23 protein-coding genes are annotated in these 22,485 nt (G+C 50.2%); 19 read left to right on the top strand and 4 right to left on the bottom strand.

Going from position 1 to position 22,485, the window contains the following annotated elements; all coding sequences use genetic code 11:
- The first annotated feature begins 116 nt into the window (after positions 1–116).
- The 4 genes from B5F07_RS02890 to B5F07_RS02905 all read left to right on the top strand — a co-directional run bounded on the left by B5F07_RS02890 (position 117) and on the right by B5F07_RS02905 (position 3,518).
- Positions 117–758 carry a sensor histidine kinase gene (locus tag B5F07_RS02890; protein ID WP_275533106.1) on the top strand — a complete coding sequence of 214 codons (642 nt, stop codon included), beginning with the start codon at positions 117–119 and terminating at the stop codon, positions 756–758.
- On the top strand, positions 739–2,337 hold the full coding sequence (locus B5F07_RS02895; RefSeq protein ID WP_162613043.1) for a response regulator: 1,599 nt from the start codon (positions 739–741) through the stop codon (positions 2,335–2,337). The genes B5F07_RS02890 and B5F07_RS02895 overlap by 20 nt, the downstream gene beginning before the upstream one ends.
- Entirely contained in the window at positions 2,309–3,238 is a 930-nt protein-coding gene (locus B5F07_RS02900; RefSeq protein WP_087159789.1) for an FAD:protein FMN transferase, read from the top strand. Before B5F07_RS02895 ends, B5F07_RS02900 begins: the two co-directional genes overlap by 29 nt.
- Before the next feature lie 151 nt (positions 3,239–3,389).
- Positions 3,390–3,518 (top strand): DUF3789 domain-containing protein, encoded by a 129-nt coding sequence (locus B5F07_RS02905; protein WP_087159790.1) that lies wholly within the window; start codon positions 3,390–3,392, stop codon positions 3,516–3,518.
- Positions 3,519–3,538: 20 nt separating this feature from the next.
- Here the strand turns inward: B5F07_RS02905 and B5F07_RS02910 are convergent, their stop codons facing one another.
- Positions 3,539–4,129, bottom strand: a complete 591-nt coding sequence (locus B5F07_RS02910; protein WP_242972409.1) for a VanZ family protein — start codon at positions 4,127–4,129, stop codon at positions 3,539–3,541.
- Between the two features lie 171 nt (positions 4,130–4,300).
- On the opposite strand from B5F07_RS02910, the gene B5F07_RS02915 reads away from it, so the two are divergent.
- The 9 genes from B5F07_RS02915 (at position 4,301) to B5F07_RS02955 (ending at position 13,844) form a co-directional block, all read left to right on the top strand.
- Positions 4,301–5,926 carry a phosphotransferase gene (locus B5F07_RS02915; RefSeq protein WP_087159792.1) on the top strand — a complete coding sequence of 542 codons (1,626 nt, stop codon included), beginning with the start codon at positions 4,301–4,303 and terminating at the stop codon, positions 5,924–5,926.
- Positions 5,927–6,120: 194 nt separating this feature from the next.
- Positions 6,121–7,602: an LCP family protein gene (locus B5F07_RS02920; protein ID WP_087159793.1), complete on the top strand. Its 1,482-nt coding sequence runs from the start codon at positions 6,121–6,123 to the stop codon at positions 7,600–7,602.
- On the top strand, positions 7,577–7,798 hold the full coding sequence (locus B5F07_RS02925; RefSeq protein WP_140397975.1) for a hypothetical protein: 222 nt from the start codon (positions 7,577–7,579) through the stop codon (positions 7,796–7,798). Before B5F07_RS02920 ends, B5F07_RS02925 begins: the two co-directional genes overlap by 26 nt.
- Before the next feature lie 183 nt (positions 7,799–7,981).
- A complete protein-coding gene (locus B5F07_RS02930) occupies positions 7,982–8,401 on the top strand; it encodes a GNAT family N-acetyltransferase (protein ID WP_242972410.1) in 420 nt (139 codons plus the stop codon).
- 18 nt (positions 8,402–8,419) lie between these two features.
- Positions 8,420–9,097, top strand: a complete 678-nt coding sequence (locus B5F07_RS02935) for a response regulator transcription factor (protein ID WP_087159795.1) — start codon at positions 8,420–8,422, stop codon at positions 9,095–9,097.
- Between the two features lie 22 nt (positions 9,098–9,119).
- Positions 9,120–10,112 (top strand): sensor histidine kinase, encoded by a 993-nt coding sequence (locus B5F07_RS02940; protein ID WP_242972411.1) that lies wholly within the window; start codon positions 9,120–9,122, stop codon positions 10,110–10,112.
- A 156-nt stretch (positions 10,113–10,268) separates the two neighbouring features.
- Positions 10,269–11,033, top strand: a complete 765-nt coding sequence (locus B5F07_RS02945) for an ABC transporter ATP-binding protein (protein WP_087159796.1) — start codon at positions 10,269–10,271, stop codon at positions 11,031–11,033.
- A complete protein-coding gene (locus B5F07_RS02950) occupies positions 11,030–13,078 on the top strand; it encodes an ABC transporter permease (RefSeq protein WP_087159797.1) in 2,049 nt (682 codons plus the stop codon). Before B5F07_RS02945 ends, B5F07_RS02950 begins: the two co-directional genes overlap by 4 nt.
- A gap of 109 nt (positions 13,079–13,187) precedes the next feature.
- The gene (locus B5F07_RS02955; RefSeq protein ID WP_087159798.1) at positions 13,188–13,844 is read left to right on the top strand and encodes a cytidylate kinase-like family protein; all 657 of its coding nucleotides are present in this window, start codon (positions 13,188–13,190) and stop codon (positions 13,842–13,844) included.
- Here the strand turns inward: B5F07_RS02955 and B5F07_RS02960 are convergent.
- From B5F07_RS02960 to B5F07_RS02970, 3 genes are read right to left on the bottom strand one after another with little or no spacing between them, the layout of a single operon-like run.
- Entirely contained in the window at positions 13,838–14,758 is a 921-nt protein-coding gene (locus tag B5F07_RS02960) for an AEC family transporter (RefSeq protein ID WP_087159799.1), read from the bottom strand. The two genes, B5F07_RS02955 and B5F07_RS02960, sit on opposite strands and share 7 nt — an antisense overlap.
- Before the next feature lie 16 nt (positions 14,759–14,774).
- Positions 14,775–15,221, bottom strand: a complete 447-nt coding sequence (locus B5F07_RS02965; RefSeq protein WP_087159800.1) for a GatB/YqeY domain-containing protein — start codon at positions 15,219–15,221, stop codon at positions 14,775–14,777.
- A 28-nt stretch (positions 15,222–15,249) separates the two neighbouring features.
- Positions 15,250–15,891, bottom strand: coding sequence for a PduL/EutD family phosphate acyltransferase (locus B5F07_RS02970; protein WP_087159801.1), 642 nt, complete (start codon positions 15,889–15,891; stop codon positions 15,250–15,252).
- Positions 15,892–16,163: 272 nt separating this feature from the next.
- Between B5F07_RS02970 and B5F07_RS02975 the strand changes: the two genes are divergently transcribed.
- From B5F07_RS02975 to scfB, 6 genes are all read left to right on the top strand, one after another.
- Positions 16,164–17,792, top strand: coding sequence for a Na/Pi cotransporter family protein (locus B5F07_RS02975; protein WP_087159802.1), 1,629 nt, complete (start codon positions 16,164–16,166; stop codon positions 17,790–17,792).
- 227 nt (positions 17,793–18,019) lie between these two features.
- On the top strand, positions 18,020–19,426 hold the full coding sequence (locus B5F07_RS02980; protein WP_242972412.1) for an ammonium transporter: 1,407 nt from the start codon (positions 18,020–18,022) through the stop codon (positions 19,424–19,426).
- A gap of 115 nt (positions 19,427–19,541) precedes the next feature.
- Positions 19,542–20,087 carry a stage V sporulation protein T gene (gene spoVT, locus B5F07_RS02985; RefSeq protein WP_087159804.1) on the top strand — a complete coding sequence of 182 codons (546 nt, stop codon included), beginning with the start codon at positions 19,542–19,544 and terminating at the stop codon, positions 20,085–20,087.
- 296 nt (positions 20,088–20,383) lie between these two features.
- The gene (locus B5F07_RS02990) at positions 20,384–20,719 is read left to right on the top strand and encodes a TIGR04086 family membrane protein (RefSeq protein ID WP_242972426.1); all 336 of its coding nucleotides are present in this window, start codon (positions 20,384–20,386) and stop codon (positions 20,717–20,719) included.
- Positions 20,720–20,795: 76 nt separating this feature from the next.
- Positions 20,796–20,939 carry a six-cysteine ranthipeptide SCIFF gene (gene scfA / locus B5F07_RS02995; RefSeq protein WP_072524833.1) on the top strand — a complete coding sequence of 48 codons (144 nt, stop codon included), beginning with the start codon at positions 20,796–20,798 and terminating at the stop codon, positions 20,937–20,939.
- Positions 20,940–21,082: 143 nt separating this feature from the next.
- Positions 21,083–22,477, top strand: a complete 1,395-nt coding sequence (scfB, locus tag B5F07_RS03000) for a thioether cross-link-forming SCIFF peptide maturase (protein ID WP_087159805.1) — start codon at positions 21,083–21,085, stop codon at positions 22,475–22,477.
- Positions 22,478–22,485 lie beyond the last annotated feature (8 nt).

Below are 22,485 nucleotides of genomic sequence, written 5' to 3' on the forward strand. Positions count from 1 at the left end.
TTTTTGAGATTTTATTGCCATCCATCTCTATTGGTATCACCTCCATCATTTGAGAACATCTTATCAAATGCAGGAAGGGATTTGAAGATACGGATGATTACCTACTTACTTTAAAACTGCAGATAGAACCGCACTTTTATCTGAATTGTCTGAACTTTATTTATAATATGATCGATCTGAAACAATATTCCCAGGCTTCATTGATGGCTGCAATGACAGCGGGGTATATGAGATACTTATTTAATAATGAACGGAATTTAGTATATTTATGGGAGGAACTGGAACATATTGAACATTATCTGAAAATTCAGAAGCTTCGTTTCGGACAGGCTTTTGAATATTACCTTGAACAGGATGATGAGTCAAGAGAGGTGAAAATCCCGCCTCTGATTATTCAGACTTTTGTAGAAAATTCAGTGAAATATGCCATGAGTTTTGATGACAGACTTATGCTAACTGTAACCGTTTATTCGGAGAACATTAATAATCAGGATTATGCGAGTATCTGTATTATGGATAACGGCCCCGGCTTTTCAGCGGAACTTCTGAAGAAATTAGAAAATACAGATACATATGCAGAAAATGAAAATAATCACATTGGTATTTCAAATGCAATAAAGCGATTAAAATTTACATACAATAGCCTTGCAAAAATCCATTTTTATAACAGTCCGTTGAATGGAGCTGTGGTAGAAATCCATATTCCTTCGGATGGACATGCCCAGAGGAGAAATGTACATGAATATGCTGATAGTTGATGATGACTTTCACGTTATCCAGGGGATTCAACAGAATATCCATTGGGAATCTGTAGACATAGAGCACGTGTTTTATGCCCTGGGGGTAACAGCTGCGAAACAGATGTTTCTGAGACATGATATCGATATTGTTATCTGCGATATTGAGATGCCGCGTGAGACGGGGCTGGATTTTGTTGACTGGATGAGGGCAAGACATTTTAGAGTTCAGGTAATATTTCTGACAGGCTATGCCAAATTCGAGTATGCACATAAGGCAATTGAGCTGGGGAGTCTGGAATATATATTAAAACCGGTTGACTATAATTTGTTAGAGCGTGCCATTGGGAAGGCTTTGGAAAATGCAGTAAAGATGAAAGAAAATGAACGGATGCAGCAAACCAACCAGTACTGGGAACAGAATAAGCAGAAGGTGAAAGAACACTTCTGGAGCTGTGTTATAACGGGGAGCATTTTAAAAAACAGTATCTCGCTGGATTCATTTATTGATGAATGCGGTTTGACATATATCAGAGAAATGATATTTCTGCCTGTAATTGTCCAGGCGTATACTCCTGGGAGTATTACAGCCGCATGCATTGAAGCAAATATAATTGATATCTGCGGAGCATTAAAGCAGACGGATCAGGAGCAGCCATGCGTCTTTTTTGAAATCGGAAAGCGTATCTCGGAAAGCACAACAGTTTTTGTGTTAAAAGCCTACATGAATACGGAAAACAGTAAACTGGAATCAGCAGTGCAGTTTTTTACAGCTGAACTCGATAAATGTATGAAAGACAGGAAGGAAAAATTCTTTTTGGGCATAGGTATGTGGAGTGTTATTGATCTGGTATTTGACGATATTCAGAATATAAATGCAATGATGCTGGATGCTCCCAGAAATGATCAGAATATTGTGCTTTTAGCATCATATCAGCCGGTCAATATGCCCAGGATATATCCGGATACGAGTATTTGGACCGGATTTCTTCGGGAAGGAAAAACGGAAGAGTTGAAAAAAGCCGTCCGGTATTTTCTTAAAGAACTTGAAGAAAAAAATTATCTCAGTTCACGAAATCTGCAACAGTTTGGAATAGATATCACTCAGATGATTTATTCCTATCTGGATTCTGTTCATGTATATGCACATCTGCTGTTTGACAATGAAGAAAATATGATGTTCTACAGCAAAGCGGCCCTGTCTGTTCATAACATGCTTGAATATGTAGATTATCTGCTGATGAAAGCATCCGGTTATAATAATGAGAGCGGGAAGTCATCTGATTTTGCAGATAAGATAAAAGAGTATATAGACAATCATTTCCAAAGTAATCTGACCCGTGATGAACTGAGCCGTCTGGTTTTTCTGAATCCGGATTATTTATCCCGGATTTTTAAAAAGAAGACAGGAATGTCTATCAGCGGTTATATAATTTTTAAAAGGATAGATGAGGCTAAAAAGTTACTGACATCTACGAATATCCCGGTCAGTGTCGTTTCTGCCCGGGTGGGGTATGATAATTTTGCGTATTTTACAAAAATTTTTAAGGATAAAACGGGGATGACGCCAAATGAGTATAGAAAACTCTACAAAAAATAGCAGGCCTTTTGAATTTGCGGAAATATATTTTAATGCATATGAAACTTATTGCATGATTAAAATAGAAAGAGAGTGTGATGGAAAAGAAATACTGTCGGCTTGTCGGGAAATTGCTTTTCAGGTGCAGGACACACTGAATATTTATGATCCTAGATCGGAATTATCCCGATTATGTGCCTGTTACAGACCGTTGATTCCTTATCACGTCTCGAACATGCTATATGATTTTCTAAAAGTTAATAAAACGGCTTCAAAATACTGCTATGGTATTTTTGATCCAACCATTGGAAATGGCATCAGATATTGGGAGGAATGCCAAAAGCAGGAGAGCGTTCCGGAATCGGAAATCATGAAAAAGATCTTGTACAATTCGGGGATGGAACATATTCATCTGAATCCTGAAACAACGGAAGTTATGATCGACGTTCCGGGAATCACTATACATCCCGGTGCATCCGGGAAAGGTTTTGCACTGGACAGGGTTATACATTATTTAAGAAATAAACAGGTGCAAAATGCCTGCCTGAACTTTGGCGGAAACATTTATGTACTGGGCAGTCCTTCACCTGCGGCAGAAGGATGGAAAATAGGGATTCGAGATCCGGACGAATCTGATAAGATTGTAACAGAAGTAGTATTGAAAGATCAGGCAATTTCAACTTCTTCATGGTATGAACATTATTTTGAAAAAGACGGAATAATTTACAGTCATTTGATAAATCCTCAAAGCGGTATCTGCTCTGTTTCAGATTTTTCAAGTGTGTCAGTCATAACAGATATTGCGGTATATGGCGACATCCTTTCCACAGCTCTTTTTTTACTCGGACAGAAAAAGGGAATGGATGTTATTGAACAGCTGCGGCAAACCGGAATTTCCATATCCTGCGTAGGAGTCAGGTAAAAATATGAAAAAATTTTCACTGTTTCCCATCCAACCCATTCTCCGCATGATTTCCCCTCACCCCGCATAAACTTTCTTTAAAGGGGTACACTTTCAGCAGATACTGAAAATCCGTAGAAAGTGAGAACAAATTAAGGGGAGTTGATGGGAAATGGTACTGGCAGCATTCATAGGAGGGCTGTTTCTGGGGCTGATTCTCGGCGTGGTGACAATGTGTCTTCTGCAGGTAAACCGGGAACACAGATACCACACCGGGGATGAAATGAATATGAAAGAATAATGTCCGGGAAAAGAGAATGCCTAGCGGGAGCGGGCGAATCTGTCTTTCAGCCGGCGCCCTGCAGAGAAGAGAACGAAGCCCATCGCTGTCCCGAGGGTATTGGTCATAATGTCGTCGAGCTGGCAGAATCCCCGCTGGGTGATCAGCTGCATCAGTTCGAGGCATGTGCTGCAGAGCAGTCCGGAGAGAATACATACCGCAGGTTTTCGGAATCGCGCGGACGCCAGGGGCAGCAGGACGCCGAAGGGGATGAACATGAGGATGTTCTCGATAAAAAAGGCATGGGCGATCTCGGTCGTGCCCCATGTCTCAAAGGGGAGCAGACTGATTCCCGTCCTCGATCCCGGCTCGCGGGAAAAGAAAGCCAGTTTCAGGAGAACGCCGGCATATACGATGATGAGAAAATGAATGAGGTCCTTCTGCACGGCAGCGCGCGGGGAGACCTTTTTCATTTCCGGCAGATTATTTTTTCTCCGGAAACTCCTCCTGGCATGCAAAATGACCAGGTACAGGATGCCCGAAATCAGCCCGAAGGGAATATATCCGATCGGTTCCATCATGTCGTTCGCTATGCAGTTTATCAGTAACTTTATATTACCCCAATTGCCCAAAACAAAACTCCTGTTTGAAATCAATCCAAAAAATACTCAACCAATATAGCACAAAAGACCGTTATGGCTCAAGATAAAACAGGGATTCTTCTACTTTTTCTTGCCAGAAGACGGGAAAAGCGTCTATAATATAACAATAATTGGTACCGGGAAGAAAGGGGTTACAGTACAATGAAGAGTTTACTGATTTTGGGCGCAGGCGGCTTCGGCCATATGATCCAGGAGACGGCAGTCCTGCTCGGCTATGAGAAGGTGGTGTTCCTTGACGATGCAGTCCGCGACAGGGATGTGGTGGGAAAGTGCTGCGACTATGAGGATTTCCGCGAAGAATATGACACGGCGGTGGCAGCCCTGGGGGACAACAACATGCGGCTGTACTGGACGGAGAAGCTGATGGAGGCAGGGTATCATGTGCCGGCGATCATCCATCCGTCGGCAGTGGTCAGTCCCAGTGCGGTGATCGGGAGCGGAAGCTTTATCATGCAGCGGGCGGTGGTCAATACCCACACGGTCATCGAGCACGGCGTCCTTGTCAACAGCGGCGCGGTGGTGGATCACGATTCCTTTGTGGCCTGCGGCGCGCATATCGGCCTGGGAAGCGTGGTGAAGGCGAACTGCAGTATTGTCTCAAAGCAGAAGGTGGAGGCAGGAGAGGTCATTTTCTCCACCCGGAGAAAAATAGACGGGGTAAATGACCGGGATCTGGAGGATGCCATCTATGCCTTCGGCTTCGGCCCCAGGTGCAGCTATGTCAAGCCTTTCGGCGCGGGACACATCAACGAGACTTATGCGGTGTACATGCCCGGGGAGGACGGGGACGAGCTCTCCTATGTGCTGCAGCGGGTCAACAGCAACGTGTTCAAGGACCCGGCAGGGGTGATGGACAACATTTTCGGGGTGACGGAATATCTGAGAAATGTAATCCGCCGGGAGGGCGGTGATCCGGACAGGGAGACGCTTTCCTACATCAAGACGAAGAGCGGCTGCAACTATTTCGAGGACAGCGAAGGGGAGCCCTGGAGGTGTTATAACTACATCCCGGATTCGGTGTGTTACCAGCAGGTGGAGGAGCCGGAGCAGTTTTACCAGTCGGGCAGCAGCTTCGGACATTTCCTGAAGCAGCTCAGTGATTACCCGGCGGAGAAGCTGGTGGAGACGATCCCGGATTTCCACAATACGGTGAAACGCTTCGGCGCGTTCCAGGTTGCCTTAAAGAGGGATCTGAAGAACCGTGCGGCGTCCTGCCGGAGGGAGACGGAGTTTGTCCTGGCAAGGGAGGCGGACTGCGGCGTGCTTGTAAAATGGCAGGAGGAGGGACGGCTTCCCCTGCGCGTGACCCACAACGACACGAAGCTGAACAATATTTTATTTGACGGAAAGACGGGAAAAGGTCTGTGCATCATCGACCTGGATACCATCATGCCGGGGCTTGCTGCCAATGATTTCGGAGATTCGATCCGGTTCGGCGCTGCCACGGCGGCGGAGGACGAGCCGGATCTGGATCTCGTGCACTTTGACATCTCCCTCTATGAGCTCTATGTGAAAGGCTATCTGGAGGAGACGGGGGACGTGCTGACGGAACAGGAGATCGAGAGTCTGCCCTGGGGAGCGCGGCTGATGACGCTGGAGTGCGGCATCCGTTTCCTCACGGATTATCTTCAGGGAGATACTTATTTCAAGACCGAATATCCGGAACACAATCTGGTCCGTGCAAGGACCCAGTTCCGCCTTGTGGACGAGATGGAGCAGCAGTTTGACAAAATGCAGGAGATCGTCCGCCGGTATGCGGGAAGATAACCGGATAACCGGAAGTTGTCAGCAGGAGCCCCATAAGTTGCGCGAAGAGCAGTTTTTCTACTTTGCAGGTCTTGCCGGATTTTGCCGTATTTCAGAATAATATTGTAAAATCCGGGTCAGACTGCTATAATAGCTTCTGTGTATGTCTGTTTATGCCGGCATGCTCAGAAAATACCAAAAGAGGTTGATATACGATGGAAGGAAAAAAGCGAAGAGGTCTGCCGATCCGCAAGATGGTCGGTTACTCGTTTATCGCAGTGTACGCAGTGGCAGCGTTCGTCCTGATCATTTTCTGTATCGGGCTTGACATGCTGCCGGTGAAATATCTCCTGATCCTGGGAATCGTCCTGGCGATCCTGGCAGTGCTGTTTGCCATCATGCAGGAGAAGTTCGCCACGGGAATCATAGGAGACGTATTGTGCGTGTTACTGGCTGTTGCATGTATCGCGGGATGTTACTATGTGGACAAGATGGATACAACGATCCGGCAGGTTTCCACGACGGAGACGGAGACAGATGTAGTCAGTGTCTACGTCATGCAGGATGACCCGGCGCAGGTCCTGACGGATGTGGCCACATACCAGTTCGGTATTACAAGCAATATTGACAGGGAGAATACGGACAAGACGGTTGAGGAGCTTCAGGGAACCCTGGGGCGGCAGCTGAACATTACGGAATATGACAGCATGTTTACCATGTTGGATGAACTCAAAAGCGGAACCATAGGCGCGATTATCATGAACGGTGCCTATGTGGGAATCGCAGGCGATGTGGAAGGCTACGAATGGGTTTCCACGGATCTCAGGGAGATCACATCTGTTTCCCACAAGGTAGTGACGGAACAGCCGGAGGAGGAAGTCCCGCAGGATGTTCCGGAGTCCTTTATCATGTACCTGAGCGGAATTGACACCTACGGCGGCATATCTGCCCGTTCCAGAAGTGATGTGAATATTCTGGCGGTGGTGAACACGAAGACGAAGAACATCCTTCTTCTCTCCACACCCCGTGATTATTATGTGGACTTTTCCGTGACGGGGGGCGCAAAGGACAAGCTGACCCACGCCGGCATTTACGGCGTTGACGCTTCCATGGATGCGCTGGAGCGGCTGTATGGCATTGATATCAATTATTATCTGCGGGTGAATTTTACCGGATTTATCGAGATTATCGATGCGCTCGGCGGCATTGATGTTTATTCGGACTATGATTTCACGGTACAGAATATCAAAGAGTACCATCAGGGATACAACCAGCTCAACGGTCTGGAAGCGCTTGCATTTGCCCGTGAGAGGTACAGTTTCGCGGCGGGAGATTTCCAGAGGGCGAAGAACCAGATGGAAGTTATCCGTGCGGTGATCAACAAGGCGGCGTCATCCTCGCTCCTGACAAACTATAATTCGGTTATGAATGCGGTGGCGGGAAGTTTCGAGACGAACATGCCTCAGGAACAGATCGCGGCGCTGGTGAAGATGCAGCTGTCCGATATGGCAACCTGGAACATCACATCCTATACTTCTGACGGACAGAGCACATATGCGGAGACCTTCTCCATGCCGGGACAGCAGCTCTATGTGATTATTCCGGATGAGAACAGTGTCGCAGAGGCAAAAAGACTGATAAGCGAGGTGTATGGTACAGATGATCAATCCAATGTCAGTAATGAAAGTGGTCAATGAGCGCAGGGCATTCATTGACAATCACCCGGAATTCTTCCATTTCGTGCTGGAGCAGTTCGGCGGCGAGGGCATGCCGGAGGACACGGTGATCGAACTGAAGGTGACCAGACCGGGGCAGGAGACGGTGAGCTCCGAGGCCAGACTGGTGGATTCCGACATGAAACTGTTTTCCGGACTGAAAGATATGATCGGGTAAACGGATCAAAGATACAGGGCTTCCCCGACTTTGCAGCGCAGCAGAGCGGACGGAGCCCTTTTGTTTTCCGGTTTGGCGCCGACAGATTTTTTACAGAAACAGCGTTGTTTTTCCCTGCCCCGGTTGTTATAATGACTGGTGCAGACAGAAATCTTTTACCGGAAGAAAAGGAAGGCAAAGATTATGGCGATAGCACTATACATAAGAAAAGATTATTTCAGAGGCGTTACCCTTTCCGACAAAAGTGCCCATATTCTGGAGTTTCATTACCAGGGAGAAAATGTGGATGTGTTCGAGGACGGCGCGCCCGTGTTCCATCTCCAGTATTTCCTTGAGACGAAGTTCAAGGCGGAGATTATTGATTTCTATGTCACGGACATAAGGCTGAGGGGAAAAGGGTATGGCAGTGTATGCATGATCGAGATCCTGGACCAGCTCAGCAGGAAGGGCGTCACACTGATCCGCGCGCCTCTCGGCTACAAGCTTGCGCCCGTGGGATATGAAGGACCGGCGCAGTACGAGGTGCTGATGGCGGGATTTTACGAGAAGACAGGTTTTTCCATCACCGGAGACGAGGACGCGGCGATTCAGATTCTGGGCTGAAAAAGGAAGGTAGAAGGAATGTACAAGATTCTGATTGTTGAGGACGATCTGGCCATGGCACAGGCGATCCGCAAAGAGATGACCGCCTGGGGAAACGAGGCGGAGTATGTGGAAGATTTCAGGAACGTGCTCGCGGAGTTTACGGACTATGATCCGCATCTGGTTCTCATGGATATCACGCTTCCGTTTTTTAACGGATACCACTGGTGCAGTGAGATCCGCAGGATTTCCAATGTGCCGGTGATTTTTATCTCATCGGCGGCGGACAACATGAACATCATTATGGCCATGAATATGGGCGGCGATGACTTCATTGCCAAGCCGTTTGACCTGAGCGTGCTGACGGCGAAGGTGCAGGCGGTTCTGAGGCGGACCTACGACCTGTCCGGAAAGGTGCCGATTCTGGAACACAGAGGCGCGGTGCTGAACCTGTACGACACCACGCTGACCTACGAGGGAGAGAAGATCAGCCTGACGAAAAACGAGTTCCGCATCCTGCAGACTTTGATGGAGAACAAGGGGCGGCTTGTAAGCCGGGACACTCTCATGACCAAGCTGTGGGAGACGGACAACTATATTGAGGAGAACACGCTCACCGTCAATATTGCCCGTCTGCGGAAAAAGCTTGAAAATGCGGGACTTCACAATTTTATTACCACAAAGGTGGGCGGCGGATATATCCTGACGGCAGAGTGAGCGGAAGGAAGAGGTGGAACCGGTGAAGCTTTTGTTTCAGTATATCTGTAAAGTGAAGAAGGTGATCATCTGGGCAGTCCTGTGTTCCGTCTGCTTTGCGGTGATATTTGCCCTGTACGGGATCACCATGGCAGCAGTCTGGTATCCCCTTCTGCTGTGCGCGCTTGTCAGTGTCGGATTTTTCCTCTGGGGCTTCCTTGATTTCCGCAGAAAACACCGGATTCTGGAAAGCCTTAAGAAGGGGAAGGAAGGCGTGGGCGATGCGCTCCCTGCACCGGAGGGGGTCCTGGAGGAGGACTACCAGGATCTTGTGCGCAGGGAAGAGTCGTTGAGACGGCGGGAGAAGGAACACGGGGAGAACGCCCGGCAGGATATGGAAGACTATTACGCCACATGGGTTCACCAGATCAAGGCTCCCATTGCCGTGATGCGGGTACTCCTGCAGCAGGACGACACCCAGGAGAACCAGGAGCTGAAAGCCGAGCTGTTCCGCATCGAACAGTATGTGGAGATGGCGCTCTGCTATGTGCGGCTGGGAGCAGATGCATCGGATCTGGTGATCCAGGAGTACAGCCTGGACGATATCATCCGGAAAGCAGTGCGCAAGTTCGCGGGGCAGTTTATCCGCAGGAAGATCCGCCTTGTCTATGAGGGAACGGACGAGAAGGTGCTGACGGATGAGAAATGGCTGTCATTTATTCTGGAACAGCTGTTGTCCAATGCAGTCAAGTATACCGCTCCCGGCGGTTCCATCACGATCACAGTGGATGAGAAGAAGCGGATGAGCGTGTCGGATACGGGGATCGGCATTGCGCCGGAAGATCTGCCCCGTATCTTTGAGAAGGGATACACCGGGTACAACGGAAGGCTGGATAAGAAATCCACGGGAATCGGGCTCTATCTGTGCAGGACGGCGGCGGACCGGCTGGGACACAGGCTGTCAGCGGAGTCGGTTCTGGGAGAGGGCAGCAGGTTTACGGTGGAGCTTGACAGCTATCCGTTCCAGGCGGAGTGATCCGTTCCGGGCGGAGCGATCCATTCCAGGCGGAGCGATCTGCCGCAACATTACAAAAATGTCACACAGGACAGTCGGAATGTCACGGGATTCGATGTTGGCGTTCCGGCTGTTTTGTTATACTGATTTCAGAACTTGAGAAGGAGGTCATAAATCATGGCTGTTTTGGATGTGAAAAACATAAAGAAAATATACAGGCCCCGTTTCGGCGGAAATCAGGTGCAGGCCCTCTCGCGGGTGTCCTTTTCCGTGGAGGCGGGAGAATATGTGGCGATCATGGGGGAGAGCGGATCCGGTAAGACTACGCTGCTCAATATCCTGGCTGCCCTCGACAGACCCACAGAAGGGGAGGTATATCTGGAAGGGAAGCCTCTCAGCTCGGTGAAAGAAAAGGACATCGCCCGGTTCCGCCGGGACAATCTGGGGTTTGTGTTCCAGGAGTTCAACCTGCTCGACACCTTCAATCTGCGGGACAATATTCTTCTGCCGCTCGTCCTGCAGGGCATGCCTCACAGGGAGATGGCGAAGCGGATCACTCCGGTGGCAAAGGAACTGGGGATTGACATGCTGCTGGACAAATATCCTTATGAGGTGTCCGGAGGGCAGAAGCAGAGGGCGGCTGTGGCACGGGCTCTGATCACGGAGCCAAAGCTGATCCTGGCGGATGAGCCAACCGGCGCCCTGGATTCCAAGTCCACGGATGAACTTCTGGCGCTCTTTGCCAGAATCAACGAGATGGGGCAGACGATCCTCATGGTGACCCATTCCGTGAAGGCGGCAAGCCGGGCGGGGCGGGTGCTCTTTATCAAGGACGGGGAGGTCTTCCATCAGGTTTACCGGGGCGTGATGTCGGATGAACAGCTCTATCAGAAGATATCGGATACCCTGACCATGCTTGCGACAGGCGGTGAGAGAAAATGAGGGGCGGATTTTATATAAAGCTGGCAGGCACGGGGATCATGAAGAACCGGAAACTGTATTTTCCCTATATTCTTACCTGTGTCTGCATGATCATGATGTTCTATATCGTACTGTATCTCTCGGTCAGCGACGACTTTAAAAATGTGCCCGGCGGTGCAACCATGCAGGGATTTCTGGGACTTGGCGTGTTTGTGATCGCCATCTTCTCCCTGATCTTTCTGTATTATACGAATTCCTTCCTGATCCGCAGGAGGCAGAGGGAGTTCGGACTTTACAATATCCTTGGAATGGGAAAACGGAATCTTGTGAAGATCCTCTTCTGGGAGAATGTGCTGACAGCAGTTGTCTCTCTTGTGCTGGGGCTTGCCTGCGGAATCCTCTTCTCCAAACTGGGGGAGATGGTGGCGGCGAAGATCCTGGGCGGAAATGCGGGGTTCTCCATGACAGTGCGCCCGGACGTGGCGGTGACCACGGCAGTCCTGTTCGTGGGACTCTTCTTCCTGATCATGCTGCGGATGCTGTTCTACATCTTCCGTTCCCGCCCGGTGGAGATGCTGCGCAGCGAGAGCGTGGGAGAGAAGCCGCCGAAGGCGAACTGGATCCTAGCCCTGGCAGGAGTTATCCTGCTGGCGGGGGCATATTATCTGGCTGTAACCATCGACGACGTGATGACGGCGATGCTCCTGTTTTTTGTGGCGGTCGTGATGGTGATCATTGCCACCTATCTTCTGTTCATTGCAGGCAGTGTGGCTCTGTGCCGGCTGCTCCAGAAGAATAAGAGCTATTACTATAAAACGAAACATTTTGTATCACTGTCATCCCTGATCTACCGGATGAAGAGGAACGGAGCCGGACTTGCGTCCATCTGTATCCTTTCCACCATGGTGCTCGTCACCGTGTCATCCACGGTCTGCCTGTATGCGGGCTCCGAGACCAGTCTGGTGAAGCGGTATCCCCGGGATCTGACGCTGGAGATCTACTCCATGGACCGGGAAAAATACGTCACGCCTGTGTATGACGCCATTGACAGCGTTATGGAAAAGCACGGGCTGACAGAGGAAAATATCATCAACTACCGTTATCTGGGAACCTCCGGATACCAGAAGGAGGATATGATCTATTTTGATACCGATGTGGCATTTCAGGACGGCGTGAATCTCATGTCCGGAATCCGCAGCATCTATGTCCTTCCATTGGAGGACTACAATGCCGCTATGGGAGAGAACCTTACCCTTGCGGAAGATGAGGTGTATATATCCGGAGTGCGGGCGGACTATGATTACGATACCATCACCCTGGAAGAGTGCGGCACATGGAAGGTGAAAGGCATTCTGGACGACTTCATCCCCATGGGCGGGGATATGGCTGCGGTTACGAGCACGTACTATATCCTGGTGAAAGACCTGGGGGTTCTCGACAGGATCGAGGCGGGTCAGGGAGTAGTCTACGGGGAAAAACTGATGTCCCACAGCTGCGAATATTACGGATTTGACATGGACTGTCCCTCTGAGGAAAAAATCGAGGTGGGGAAGGAGATCGACGATGCCGTGAGCGAGCTCCGGGCTGCAGGGACAGCAGAGGGCGATGAGTGGCCCATTACCTATACGGAGTGCAGAGAAGCGGAGCGGTCAGGATACTATGGCCTGACCGGGGGACTGTTCTTCCTGGGCGTACTGCTGGGAGCGGTATTCCTCTTCGGAACAGTGCTGATCATGTACTATAAGCAGATCTCGGAGGGTTATGAGGATCAGGACCGGTTCGCCATCCTCATGAAAGTGGGAATGAGCCGGAAAGAGATCCGGCAGAGCATCAATTCCCAGGTGCTGACTGTGTTCTTCCTGCCCCTGATCGCGGCGGGAGTCCATCTGGTCTTTGCCTTCCCGCTGATCGCCAAGCTCCTGCTCCTGATGCTCTCTACAGACAGGATGCTGCTGATCCTGGTGACCGCTGCCACCTTTGCCGTATTCGCCCTGTTCTACGTGCTCGTCTATCTGGTGACGTCCAGGGAGTATTACAGGATTGTCAGCGGAGGAAACCGGACGTGAGGCTGAAAATGCAGAATTGTCTGTGCAAATTGCCCTGAAAATGTTATACTGTCAGTAAAGAGGCGGACCGGGTCCGCCGCACAATAATCCGCGGGGAGGAGTGACAGATATGATGCAGCACACAATTATTACAATCGGCAGACAGTTCGGAAGCGGAGGGCATGAGGTGGGCAACCGCCTGGCAGAGAGGCTTGACATTCCCCTTTACGACCACAACCTGATCCGCATGGCTGCCCAGGAGCTGCGCATCAGCAACGAGGATGCGACGAAGGTGGATGAGACGGTTCTGGGAAGGTTCCTGTCCGCCTATGCGGCAAACAGCCTGGAGTACCGGGCATTTATCACAAGCGATGCATCCGGGATGCCGCTGACGGACCGGGTGTTTGAGCGGCAGTCGGCGATCATCCGCAAACTGGCGGAAAAAGGTCCGGGCATCTTTGTGGGGCGCTGCGCGGACTACATTCTGGGGGATTACTCCAACTGTATCAATGCATTTATCTACGCATACAAGGAGGACCGGCTCAACCGGATCATGAAGCTGTACAACCTGGATGAGCGGCGGGCAAAAGAGAAGATCCGCAAAACCGACCGGGACAGAAAGCTCTATTACGAGTCGAGAACCGGACGGGAGTGGGGGAGCATTGAAGGAAACAGCATGATGTTCAATGTGAGCCTGCTCGGAATCGACGGCGCGGTGGATGCCCTGGAGGCGATTTACCGGAAATGGGAGTCGAGAGACAGGGAAAAATCGCGTCAGCCTCAGTAGAGCAGCTGCTCGGCCACCAGGACGACCGCCGGTATGGAAAGAACCGACAGAACAGTGGACATGGCGAAGATCTCAGATGAATAGGCGTAGTTCTGTCTGTAGCGGATCGCCATCATTGTTCCGGTTGTGGCAGCCGGGCAGGCTGTGGCGATGAGGATGGTGATGGTCACTTCCGATGAGACCGGCATGAGCAGAAGAATCAGCACCATGGCAGCCGGGATGAGGAACAGTTTGATCAGACAGATGTAATACATCCGCACATTCCGGAACATCCTGGTCAGGTCAGCCTGTGCCACGGAAAAGCCTGCCACCATCATGGCAAGGGGCGTGTTCATGTCCGCCACATACTGCATGGAGTCGAGCAGGACGGAGGGCAGGCGGACCTGCAGGAAAAAGAGGATTACCGCTGCAAGTGCCGCAAGAAAAGAGGGGGAGAGTACTCCCTCTTTTAAGTTCTCCAGGGAAAACTTCTTCTCCATCAGCATTACCCCGTGGGTCCAGGTAAAGATGTTGAAAGTGACCATGTAGGCGGTCAGATAGAATACTCCGGTGTCCCCCAGTACGCTTCCGATCAGCGGGATTCCGATAAAGCCGCAGTTGGAATAAATGGCGTTGAAGCGCTCGATGCAGTAATCCGCCCCGCTTTTGCTGCGGACGAGGACGGAGCCGATGATAATTGCGGCAATGTGGGATATGACGGCAGCCGCAAATGCCCACATCAGTCCCTGCACCAGATGCGGATCATAGTCGGTCTGGTACACGGTCAGGATCAGAAGGGGATTGACCACCATGAGAAGAAGATTGGATACGGTGCGGTTCCCGTTCTGGTCAACCAGTTTGATTTTATAGCAGAAAAATGCGAGCAGCATGATGAAGAACATCTTCACCTGCTGCTCGAAGATCAGAATAAACATAGTCCGGAAGCTCCTCCTACTGCATCAGGGAGGCAACGATGGCGTTCACTGCCTTTCCGTCTGCCTTTCCCTTGACTCTCGGCATAAGTTCTTTCATGATCTTTCCCTTGTCCTTTGCAGTCGGAGCATCGATTCCCAGCTCGGAGAGGACCTCGTTTACAACCGCGCGGATCTCGTCGTCGCTCATCATTTTCGGAGCGTATTCCTCGATGACGGAAAGCCGTTTCTGACACTCTTCGATGAGATCCGTCCGGTCTGCGGGCGTTGTCTCCAGGGTCTCTTTGAGCTGTTTGATCTCTTTGAGGATTACCTGGCTTTCTTCCTCCTCGGTCAGATCGGCACGTTTGTCGATAGCCTTGTTTTTCAGGGATGAGAGAAGGTAGGACAGTGCAGCCTTTCTCTCCTTGTCGCCGGCCTTCATGGCCGCAACCATAGCGCTTCTTACTTCATCAATTTTACTCATAGTTTCATTTCCTCCTCAGAATTTTGTTTTATCTGTGTATTCCCGCCTGAAGCTCATCTGCCCAGGTCTGAAGACTGTAGGTGTGTCCGTTGAACAGCTTGAGGATAACTCCGGTGGGATTGTCCTCGTTGGCAAATGCATTCGCCTCATCAGTATCCACGTGCATGGCAAGCCGGTAGGAAGGGCTTACGCGAACCACCACATCGGAAAAAATGAGCGAGCGCTCATAACTGGTGGTGATGACAAAGACGATGTCATTATCCTTTACGTGTGCCCGGATCGCATCCACGGGCGTCATATGGATATGCCGTTTTGCCACGATAACGCCTTTTTCCAGTTCAACCTTTCCTTTCGGACCGATCAGTGTACACCCCGGCGTGCCCTCCAGATCGCCGGACTGACGTATGACGCTTCTGATCCCCAGCCTTCGGGCATCCGTCACAGAGATCTCAACCTGGGTCTCGCTCCGGCAGGGACCGAGGATGACGACCTTTTCAAATCGGCCTTTGGGACCGACGACAGCCAGACGTTCCTTACAGGCGTACTGGCCGGGCTGGCTCAATTCTTTTGAAAACGTGGGGCGCGCCCCGGGCCCGAACAGTGTCTCAAAATCCTCCGCGGTAATATGGATATGCCGTGCAGAAGTCTCGATCGGTATCTTTAAACTCATGGTTATTCCCACTCCTTGTCAGTTGGTATAAGGATCACAGAAATCTTTGAAAAAGGCGTTTGCCCTGTCTACGATTTTAGCAGAATAAAGTGCAGTTTTCAAGGGACAGTGATACAGGTTAATATTGTGTTATGAATGTGTTAGAAATATGTTAGGAAAGTGTTATGAAATGTAAAATATGCATTGACATGCCGGAGCACGGCATGTTATTTTGATAATAGTGCGTAAAAATGAATATAAGTTAACAGTGTTTACACAAAGGAGAAGGAGTAATGGGCATTACAGATGTACTTTCACTGCTGGGCGGACTGGCGCTCTTCCTGTATGGAATGCAGATGATGAGCAATGGGCTTGAGGCCGCAGCCGGCAACAAAATGAAGTCGATCCTTGAGAAACTGACGTCAAACCGTATCAAAGGCGTGCTTGTGGGCGCGGCGATTACCGCGGTCATCCAGTCGTCATCCGCGACCACCGTTATGGTTGTGGGCTTTGTAAATTCCGGCCTTATGACGCTTTATCAGGCGGTCTGGATCATCATGGGAGCCAATATCGGTACGACCATCACCGGACAGCTGATCGCTCTGGATATCGGAGCCATTGCACCGCTGATCGCTATCATCAGTGTGGCTGTCATGATGTTTGTGAAAAATGAGAAAGCTCACCATATCAGCAGTATTTTTGCAGGTCTCGGTATCCTCTTTATGGGAATGAACATGATGGGAACCGCCATGGAACCGCTGCAGGATTCAGAGGCGTTCATCAACCTTATGACCAAGTTCAGCAATCCGCTGATCGGCATTCTTGTGGGTGCAGTGTTCACCGCGATCATTCAGTCCTCTTCCGCGTCAGTGGGTATTCTCCAGGCGCTGGCGGCAACAGGAATGATCCCCCTTTCAAGTGCGGTGTACGTGCTCTTCGGACAGAATATCGGAACCTGTATCACGGCAGTTCTGGCCTCCATCGGCATGAAGGTCAATGCAAAGAGAACCACCATCATTCACCTGATGTTTAATATTATCGGTACCATCATCTTTACCGTGATCTGTATGACGACGCCGTATGTCAGTCTGGTTGAGGCGATTTCCCCGGGAGATCCGGTCAGACAGATTGCCAATGCTCACACGATTTTCAATATTGTGACCACGCTGATTCTGCTGCCGTTCGGCACCCAGATGGCCGACCTGGCGGTGAAGATCCTTCCGGACAGCAAGAAGGAGGACGACGAGGACCTGCGTCTGAAATATATCCGTCCCTTTGAGTCATCCTATGCGATCGGACACAGCGCTGTCGCGGTTTCCCAGGTGCGGGATGAGGTCGGACGTATGCGGGATATGGTCTGTAAAAATATTTCAGATGCATTTGACACTCTGATTAAATATGATGAGAAGTCCAGACGGAAAGTCGCGGAGCGGGAAGAGTACATCGATTTCCTCAACAAGGGAATTTCCGAGTATGTGGTCTCCCTCATGGCGAGCGAGATGTCCACGGACGACTCCCGGAAGATCAACGGATACTATGCCATCATCAGCAACCTTGAGCGGATCGGCGACCATGCGGTCAATATCGCGGAGTATGCCGATGATATGAAAAAGTGGGATCTGCAGTTTTCGGACAATGTGCTGGAAGAGCTGGAGGAGATGAAAAAGCAGTGCGTCCAGTCTCTGGATAATGTGAAGGAAGTCACTTCGGACAATGCCGACCGGGTACTCAGCCAGGCGGTACTCCTTGAGCAGAAGACGGACGATCTGCGCGACAAATATTTCAAGAAGCAGATGCAGCGCCTGAAAAAAGGAAAATGCAAGCCTCAGAGCGGAATCGTGTTCTCGGAGATCCTTACAGATTTTGAGAGAATGGGCGATCATGCCCTGAATATTGCCCAGGAGTATCAGGGGATGAAATAACGCGGGGCGTATCTATATGCCCCGGCTATTGTAAAATAGCATGAAAATGATCAGAGAAAAGTGAAAAATCAAGAAGAAATCACAAAAATTAGCGAAATCTTAACATGCTTCTTGACAACTGCATTTTCAAGGAGTAAAGTATAACCCATAAAAGCAAGGGCGTTTTTGGAAGAGATTCCGAAGCGCCTTTACTTTTACCATAAAAATACCTGAACCGGTACAAAGATGTGCATCCGGAGGAGAAATTTCCTCCGAGGTGCATTATTTACAGTGCAGCGATCAGCCTGATCGTCTATCCGATCTCCGGACACTGGATCTGGGGCGGCGGATGGCTTTCAAGTCTGAACTTCCATGATTTCGCGGGATCCACCTGCGTACATATGGTCGGCGGCCTGATCGCATGCCTGGGCGCTGCCATGCTTGGACCACGTATCGGAAAATATGATAAGAACGGAAAGGCAAGAGCGATTCCGGGACATAATATTACAGCCATGGCACTGGGCGTGTTCATTCTCTGGTTCTGCTGGTTTGGATTCAACGGCGGTTCCACGGTTGCAATGACAACAGATGCAGATATGGAACTGGCGTCCCTCGTTATGTTCAATACAAACCTTGCAGCGGCAGTTTCCACAGTTGTGGCAATGATCTTTACCTGGCTGCGCTACGGCAAACCGGATGTGTCCATGACGTTTAACGCGGCTCTGGCAGGACTTGTGGCGATCACTGCACCCTGTGACTGCGTGACACCGGTAGGAGCATTCTTCATCGGACTTGTGGCAGGTTTCCTGGTTGTGCTTTCTGTTGAATTTTTCGATAATGTTGCAAAAATCGATGATCCGGTGGGCGCTGTATCCGTGCATATGGTAAACGGTATCTGGGGAACACTTGCTGTGGGACTTTTCAGCAACGGCGGTGACGGCGTGGCAAAAGGTCTTTTCTACGGCGGCGGTGTTGCACAGCTGGGCATTCAGGCACTCGGTGTTGTCTCGGTTGCAGCATATGTGCTTGTCGTCATGTTTATCGTGTTCAAGATCATTGACAAGACGGTCGGACTCCGTGTCCCGGCACAGGTCGAGATCGACGGACTGGATATTCACGAGCACGGCCTTGCATCTGCATACTCCGGATTTGCCATCAACGATATGACCGGAATGGATATGGATGTGAATGAAAATACAGATCTTGGAGAAGACGACTACGCAAAAGCTTCCAAGGCTCAGGTTGATGCGGCGGTGAAAGTAGTGAATCAGAAAACTGTCGTGGACGGTGTGTACGACACCGGCATGCATAAGGTCAGCATTATCTGCAGGCTGTCCAAGTTCGATGCTCTGAAGACGGCACTCAATGATCTGGGCGTAACCGGCATCACCATGACCCAGGTTATGGGCTGCGGAATCCAGAAAGGAGCAGGCGAGAAATACCGTGGTGTCGAGATGGATGCGAATCTGCTTCCAAAGGTGAAAGTGGAAGTCGTGGTCAGCAAGATTCCGGTGGATGCCGTGATTGAGGCGTCAAAGAAAGCACTCTATACAGGGCATATCGGAGACGGCAAGATCTTCGTCTATAACGTGACGAGAGTGGTGAAGGTGAGAACCGGCGAAGAAGATCTTGCAGCGCTTCAGGATGTGGAATAGATGTGAGATAATGTGATATAAGTAGAATGCATATTTTCCTCTGTTTTACAGATACTACATTTACTGACAGAAAGAAGTAAGAATGTAGAAATTTGTAAAACGGAGGATTTTTTATATGAAGGCGACAGGGATAGTAAGGCGGATCGACGATCTTGGGCGCGTCGTCATCCCGAAGGAAATAAGAAGGACGCTCAGGATACGCGAAGGTGATCCGCTTGAGATATTTACGGACCGCGAGGGGGAGATTATTCTGAAAAAATATTCCCCTATTGGTGAGCTGGGAACACTGGCGAAGCTCTACGCGGAGAGTCTTTCGCAGACGCTCGGCTGTACGGTATGCATCACGGATATGGATCAGGTGGTTGCCGCGTCCGGGGCAGGAAAGAAGGAACTGCAGGATCAGTTTATCAGTAAGGAACTGGAAAAAGTGCTGCAGGAGCGGAAGATGCTGCTGGAAAAGGCGGGGCAGACGGGATTTATAAAAGTCATTCCGGATATGACAGATTTTATGGATGAGGCTGTCTGCCCGATTATCAGCGAGGGAGATGTGATCGGCGGCGTGACGATATTGAATAAAGACGATAAGAAAAAGTTCGGGGAACTGGAACAGAAGGTGGCGGCAAGCGCGGCAGATTTCCTCGGACGGCAGATGGGATCGTAGGTCGCATTTCCTGTCATAAACATCCCGGATCAGTCATAAACTTTATTATCAAAGTTCCGGGCGGGACATACTGATGCGGCGAGCGTCGCCCGGGTAACTGCCCTGCCGGACTTTGCGTCAGAGAATCGTGAAAGAATTGACTGAAATCCGGGAGGGACATGAGGATGGAGAAAAAAGCAGGCGGAATCAAAAGCAGGATGCGGAGCACAAGTGCAGGCAGGGTGCGCAGGGAAAGCACGGCTGCCGGCACGGGAGCGGGCAGAAGCGGGGAAGGTATCGCAGGAAAAGCGGTCTGGATGATCAAATCTCTGCTCTGCGCATATGTGGTGACGGGAATTTTTCTGCTGATTCTGACACTTCTTCTATATAAAATGGGACTCAGCGAAGAAAACGTCAATGCGGGAATCACGCTGATCTATGTGATCTCGACGTTTGCAGGCGGGTTTGTGATGGGAAAACTGACCGGGAGCAGGAAGTTTCTCTGGGGGCTTCTGGCGGGGATTCTCTATTTTTTGCTTCTTGTGCTGATCTCACTGGGGCTGTACCATTCCCTTCAGTCGGAGATCAGCGGTCTGATCACCACATTTCTGCTCTGCGCAGGCGGCGGAATGCTGGGAGGAATGATTGCGTAAAAAAACTCTTTAAAAACCTGATGTCATGTGATATAATGTTACGAGCAGAAAATGAGAAAGAACAGGAGGTTGTGACATGAAACACATCAAGACATTGAATACACAGACATTAAACAACACAGTAAAGAAAGGCGGATGCGGCGAGTGCCAGACATCATGTCAGTCTGCCTGCAAGACATCCTGCACAGTCGGAAATCAGACATGTGAGAACAGGAAATAGTCTGTTTTTGTAACGTGTAAAAAGAATCAGGGGGAAGGCAGCGGCTTATGTCCGCTGCCTTACGCGTGTCCCTGCAAATTTGCTGATCGGATAAAGAGGATCGGATAAATTTGATAATCTAATGATGAAAGAGAGGTATCGTTGTGATACACCAGTATCAGAACAATGGATATAATATCGTCCTCGATGTAAACAGCGGTGCTGTCCATGTGGTGGACCAGGAGGCTTACGATGTGATTGCCGCCCTGAATGAACAGAATGAGAACCATACTGTCGAGACACTTAAGGATCCCCGGACTGCTGCTTATCTGGCTGAAAAGCGGGGAGGTACATACCCGCAGGAAGACCTGCAGGATATTCTGGAGGCTGTTACGGAGCTGACAGAGCAGGGCAGACTGTTTACGAAAGATATCTACGAGGACTATGTGGATGTTGTGAAGAAGAGAAAGACAGTTGTAAAGGCGCTCTGTCTTCACATTGCCCATGACTGTAATCTTGCCTGTAAGTACTGCTTTGCAGAGGAGGGCGAGTATCACGGCAGAAGGGCGCTGATGTCCTTCGAGGTGGGAAAGAAGGCGTTGGATTTCCTGATCGCGAATTCCGGCAGCAGGCATAACCTGGAAGTGGATTTCTTTGGCGGCGAACCGCTGATGAACTGGCAGGTTGTCAAGGACCTGGTGGCTTACGGGCGCGAGCAGGAAAAGATCTATGACAAACATTTCCGATTTACGCTGACGACGAACGGCGTTCTTCTCAATGACGAGATCCAGGACTTCCTGAACAGGGAGATGGACAACGTGGTCCTGAGCCTGGACGGAAGGAAAGAGGTCAATGACCGGATGCGTCCGTTCCGGAACGGAAAAGGCAGCTACGACCTGATCGTTCCCAAGTTCCAGAAACTGGCGGAGAGCAGAAAGCAGCAGAAATATTACATCCGCGGGACATTTACCAGAGACAACCTGGACTTTTCCAATGATGTGCTGCATTTCGCAGATCTGGGATTCGAGCAGATGTCCATCGAGCCGGTGGTGGGAGATGACACAGATCCCTATGCCATCCGGAAAGAGGATCTGCCGCAGATTTTCGCGGAGTATGACAAGCTCGCGAAGATTATGGTGGACCGCGAGCGGGAGGGAAGAGGATTTACTTTCTTCCACTTTATGATTGATCTGGAGGGCGGTCCCTGTGTGTCCAAACGGCTTTCCGGATGCGGTTCGGGAACCGAGTACCTGGCGGTGACGCCATGGGGAGACCTCTATCCCTGCCATCAGTTTGTGGGACAGGAAGAGTTCCTTATGGGAAATGTGGACGAGGGCATCACGAAGCCGGAGATCGCGGAAGAGTTCCGGGGATGCAGCGTCTATTCCAAAGAGAGCTGCAGGACATGTTTTGCCAGATTTTACTGCAGCGGAGGCTGTATGGCAAATTCATATAAATTCCATCACAACATCAATGACACCTATGAGGTGAGCTGCGAGATGGAGCGCAAGCGAGTGGAATGCGCGATTATGATAAAAGCTGCTTTGGCAGACGAGTAAGAAAGGGA

Origin of the sequence: Lachnoclostridium sp. An169 (genome assembly GCF_002160525.1) — a bacterium.
Taxonomy (GTDB): Bacteria; Bacillota; Clostridia; order Lachnospirales; family Lachnospiraceae; genus Mediterraneibacter; species Mediterraneibacter cottocaccae.